Source organism: Burkholderia sp. Se-20373, assembly GCF_017104705.1.
GTDB lineage: Bacteria > Pseudomonadota > Gammaproteobacteria > Burkholderiales > Burkholderiaceae > Burkholderia.
Window position 1 is genome coordinate 1 of record NZ_JAAGPH010000270.1, and the last position, 4,424, is coordinate 4,424.

The 4,424-nt window shown below is 69.5% G+C and carries 4 protein-coding genes and 1 pseudogene; 1 reads left to right on the forward strand and 4 read right to left on the reverse strand.

The genetic code is table 11. From position 1 onward, the window contains the following. Positions 1 to 199: 199 nt before the first annotated feature. Positions 200 to 325: pseudogene (locus G3N96_RS39555) on the forward strand (AEC family transporter); the annotation flags it as partial. Positions 326 to 402: 77 nt separating this feature from the next. On the opposite strand, the gene G3N96_RS37655 reads toward G3N96_RS39555, so the two are convergent. From G3N96_RS37655 to G3N96_RS39560, 4 genes are all read right to left on the reverse strand, one after another. Beyond that, positions 403 to 1,581: a LysR family transcriptional regulator gene (locus G3N96_RS37655; protein ID WP_206140379.1), complete on the reverse strand. Its 1,179-nt coding sequence runs from the start codon at positions 1,579 to 1,581 to the stop codon at positions 403 to 405. A 61-nt stretch (positions 1,582 to 1,642) separates the two neighbouring features. Further along, positions 1,643 to 2,371 (reverse strand): aspartate/glutamate racemase family protein, encoded by a 729-nt coding sequence (locus G3N96_RS37660; protein ID WP_206140380.1) that lies wholly within the window; start codon positions 2,369 to 2,371, stop codon positions 1,643 to 1,645. A gap of 22 nt (positions 2,372 to 2,393) precedes the next feature. Beyond that, a complete protein-coding gene (locus G3N96_RS37665; protein WP_206140381.1) occupies positions 2,394 to 3,944 on the reverse strand; it encodes an NCS1 family nucleobase:cation symporter-1 in 1,551 nt (516 codons plus the stop codon). 110 nt (positions 3,945 to 4,054) lie between these two features. Next, positions 4,055 to 4,424, reverse strand: a 370-nt coding sequence (locus tag G3N96_RS39560; RefSeq protein WP_241023020.1) for a hypothetical protein, incomplete at its 5' end; no start/stop codon positions are given.

A 4,424-nucleotide genomic window follows, 5' to 3' on the forward strand; every position in this document is an offset into this window, starting at 1 on the left:
GGCGCCCGTCGCGTTCGCGAGCGGGTTCGCCGACGCGCTGACGGTGAGCGGCGGGCTCGCGCTCGCCGCCGCCGTCGTTGCCTGCAAGTTGCTTGCGCAACCGATGCGCGACGGTGCGTGACGCACGGCGCAGCCCGCGCCGCGTATCGGACGCGACCCGGCGGAACCATCAAGCTGGCGCGTTCCGGTTTCACGCAGCGTGTTCAAGATGTCATCGACGATCGAGATGCTGTTGTCCGTGTTCGGGCTGACCGCGGCAGGGTTCCCGTGCCGCCGGCGCGGGGGGCTCGGGCCGGCCTCGGCTTCGGAACTCAACCGCTTGATCGGTCGTCGGGCCGTGCGGCTGGTCGACGGAGATTGAACGACGTATCGGCCGGTTGTCGCGCGGATCGATCGCGCCCGTCAATGCGGCTTCGTCGCGAGGCGGTGGATGCGTGCTGCGTGGGGGACATGCCGAGGATGCGACGCGCGGCAATGCGTTGCCTGCCTGCGGCGCGTGCGTCGCGCGGGTTCCGGCGTATCGGCCACGGCCGGCGTGCTGTTTCGCGCGTCCACGTCCACGACTGCACCGGCGACCACCGCCGCCACCGCCGGCTGCATCGCCTCGACATCGAGCCACGCGCGCGTCGCTTCCGCGATCAGCCCGCGCAGCCAGCGCACGCCTTCGGCGCATGCCCCCGATTCGTTCCAGGTCATCCGGTACACGATGTCCGGCGGCTCCGCTGGCAGCGCGACGGCGGCGAGCGGCAGCAGCTTCGCATAGTGCCGCGCGAGCCGGTACGTGGTGGTCAGCAGCAGGTCGGAGCGCACGAGCGCATGCGCGGCGAGTTCGAAATGCGGCAGCGTGACGACGATCCGCCGCTGCAGGCCCACGCGTTCGAGTTGCCGGTCGATCGCGCCGGACGCCTCGAGCCACGACGGTGTCGGGCACAGCTGCGGCGCGTCGGCAAACTCGGCCGCCGTCATCGCGCCGCGCCGCGCGAGCAGATGGGTCGCGCGCATCAGGCACACGACGCGATCGTCGAACAGGTCGTCCTGCCGGAACCGCGACGCGCGCGCCGGGCGATTGTCGATCACGACGTCGAGCTCGCCATCGGCCAGTGCGCGCTCGTCGTCGAAGCCGTCGCCGAGCGGATGGAACACGAGTTGCGCGTCCGGCGCGCGTTCGCGGAACAGCGCGACGAGCTTCGGCACGAACAGCACGTTCAGGTAGTCGGGGCAGCCGATCCGGTAGGTCCGCACCGACGTGCGCGCGTCGAACCTCGGCTGCTGGATGCGGATGAAGTCGATCACGCGCAGCGCGTTGCGCAACGGTTCGATCAGCCGCGCGCCGAATTCGGTCGGCACCATTTCGTAGCGGCTGCGCACCAGCAGCGGATCGCCGAGCAGCGTGCGCAGGCGCTTGAGCGCGGCGCTGGTGGCCGGCTGCGACATGTTCAGGCGCACGGCCGCACGCGACACGGTGCGCTCGGTCAGCAGCACGAGCAGGATGCGCATCAGACGCGCATCGAGCACGTCGAGCGCGCCCGCGGCGTCGGACGCGCCGCGGGGCAGGGCGTTCGGGTCTAGTGGGTCCCGCATGCCGATGTGCCTCCCGGCGACCCGATGCCCGAGTGCGACGCAGCAGCGGGCCGGCGCCGCGTCATCGTGAGAAGGTGCCCGGCCAGCCGACGATCCGCTTGGGGCGCGGCGGCGCGTACGTGCGGACTTTCGACGTCTTCAGCTTCAGGCGCACCAGCGACTCGGCGAGCGCCACCGCGGCCGAGACGCCGTCGACGACCGGCACGCCCGTGCATTCCTCGATCTGCCGGTCGAGGCCGGCCATCCCGCCGCAGCCGAGGCAGATCACTTCCGCGTGATCGTCTTTCACCGCGCGCTGCGCCTGGCCGACGATCGACTCGATCGCGCGGGCCGGGTTCTCCTCGAGCTCGAGCACCGCGAGGCCGCTTGCGCGCACCGACGCGCAGCGCGCGTCGAGCCCGGCGAGCTTCAGGCGATCCTCGATCAGCGGCACCGTGCGGTCGAGCGTCGTGACGACCGAGTAGCGATGGCCGAGCAGCATCGCGACGCTGGCGGCCGCTTCGGTGATGTCGACGACCGGCACCGTCAGCAGTTCCTGCAGGCCTTCGCGGCCATGTTCGCCGTAGCCGGCCTGGATCACCGCGTCGTACGGCTCGTCGTAGCGCAGCACGCGATCCATCACGGCGATCGCCGCGAGGTAGCTCTCGAAATTGCCTTCGACCGACTCGGCGCCGAAGCGCGGCGTCAGCCCGACGATCTCCGTGCCCGGCGACGCGGCGGCCTGCGCCTGCGCGGCGATCGCGTCGGTGATCGACTCGGTCGTGTTGACGTTGACTACCAGGATCCTCATTGCGGCTCCGTATGCAGGTGTTTCAGTGTTGGGTGCAGGCGACCGCGATGGATTCACCCGAGCGCGCCTCGTAGTGCCGGTTGCGATCGGCCAGCCGCCAGTACACGCTGCCCGCGATGGCCGCGCCGAGCAGCCACGAGAACGGCGTCATCGCGCTGAAGGCGGGCACGACGGCGAGCGTGATCGAGATCAGCGCGGACGGCACCAGCGCCGCGAGCGCCTTGCGGTTCACGCCGCGCGTGTAGAAGTAGGCGCCGGTCGGCGCTTCGGTATAGAGGTCGGGCACGTTCACGCGCTGCTTGCGCACGAGCCAGTAGTCGACCGTGATGATCCCGTACAGCGGGCCGAGCAGCGCGCCGAGGCCGGACAGGAAGTAGACGATCACGATCGGGCTGTTGTACAGGTTCCACGGCAGGATCAGCACGGCGACCGTCGCGCTGATCAGGCCCGCGCGGCGGAACGACAGGCGGTGCGGCGCGAGGCTCGTCAGCACGAAGGCCGGCGCGACGAAGTTCGCCATGATGTTCACCGCGACCGTCAAGATCAGGAACGCGAGGCAGCCGAGCACGAGGAACAGCTTGTTCGGCACCGTCGCGATGATCTCCGTCGGGCTGTGGATGATGTGGCCGTTCAGCTTGAACTGCGCGCCGGCGAGCACGAAGCTGATCGTCGCGAACACGAGGATGTTGACCGGCAGGCCCCAGAAGTTGCCCACGCGCACCGTCTTCGCGCTCGGCGACGAGCGCGCGAAATCGCAGAAGTTGAGCACCAGCGTGCCGTAGATCGCGAGCCACAGCGCGCCGCCCGCGAAGATCTCCGTCCACATCCTGAAGCCGGTCAGCGGCTTGCCGATCGACATCGCGAGATGGCCGCCGGTGCGGCTGAACATCCATGCGGCGAGCGACAGCGTCGTGACGAGGATCACCGGGCCGGCGAGCCCCTCGTACTTGCGGACCATTTCCATCCCGTACGTGAGGATGCCGATCTGCACGAGCCAGATCGCGACGAACGTGACCCAGCCGAGCGTCGACAGCCCGAAGATCGCGTTCTGGTCGAATGCGGCGAGGCCCGGCCAGATCGCGGTGAGCAGCACGCGCAGCACGACCGACGCGAGATAGGTCTGGATTCCGAACCATGCGATCGCGATCACCGCGCGGATCATCGCGGGCAGCAGCGCGCCGTAGATGCCGAAGCTCATCCGGCTGATCACCGGGAACGGCACGCCGGTCTTCTGGCCCATGTAGCCGGTGAGGTTCATGAAAAAGTAGACGAGCACCGCGCCGATCGCGAGCGATGCGAGCATCTGCCAGCCCGACAGGCCGAGCGCGAACAGCCCGATCGCGAACGAGTAGTTCGCGATGTTGTGCACGTCGTTGGTCCACAGCGCAAAGATGCTGTAGCGGCCCCATGTCCGGCCCTCGGCCTGGGTCGGCGCGAGGTCGGCGTTGTGCAGCCGCGGGCTCAGCGCGGGGTCGCGCGCGGCCGAACCGGTTCGATGCGATGCGTCGTCCGCGCCGGGCACGATGCCCGGGCGGTGGGTGGCTTCCAGTTGCACGCCGTTGTCTCCTTCCATGTGCGGGGCGCGTGACCGGCAACGTGGGAACGCTGCGCCGGCCCGGCCGCCGTGGACGTTATGTCTCGGATTTGTTCGCGAGTATGGAAGGCCGGCAACGCGATGGGAAATTAAATATTCGGTTGGGCGTCATTTGAAAAACGAATGGAAGCGGCGGCCGCGGCGGCGGGGGGGCGGCACGCGAATTGCGCGCCTGCGGGCTCCATCCACATCGACATCAGCGGAGGTGTCATGCAGCGATATTCACTTCGACATGTATCGCGAGCCGTCTTCGCCGGCCTCCTGATTGCGGGCCTGGCGGCAGGGGCGGGCTGCCAGAAGAAGAGCGACAACGGCGGCACGAGCTCGGAATCGAGCGCCACGGGCGGCATGTCGGCCGCACCGTCCACCGCGCCGTCGGGTATGCCGAGCAGCGGGGCGGCCGGCAGCAGCGGCGACAGCGGCGCGAGCATGCCGGGCGCGGCTTCCGCGCCGGGCGGC

What these genes read in the sequence shown, in the direction of transcription:
- G3N96_RS37655 (WP_206140379.1), bottom strand. Translation starts at nt 1,581, where the DNA reads ATGCGGGACCCACTAGACCCGAACGCCCTGCCCCGCGGCGCGTCCGAC.
- G3N96_RS37660 (WP_206140380.1), bottom strand. Translation starts at nt 2,371, where the DNA reads ATGAGGATCCTGGTAGTCAACGTCAACACGACCGAGTCGATCACCGAC.
- G3N96_RS37665 (WP_206140381.1), bottom strand. Translation starts at nt 3,944, where the DNA reads ATGGAAGGAGACAACGGCGTGCAACTGGAAGCCACCCACCGCCCGGGC.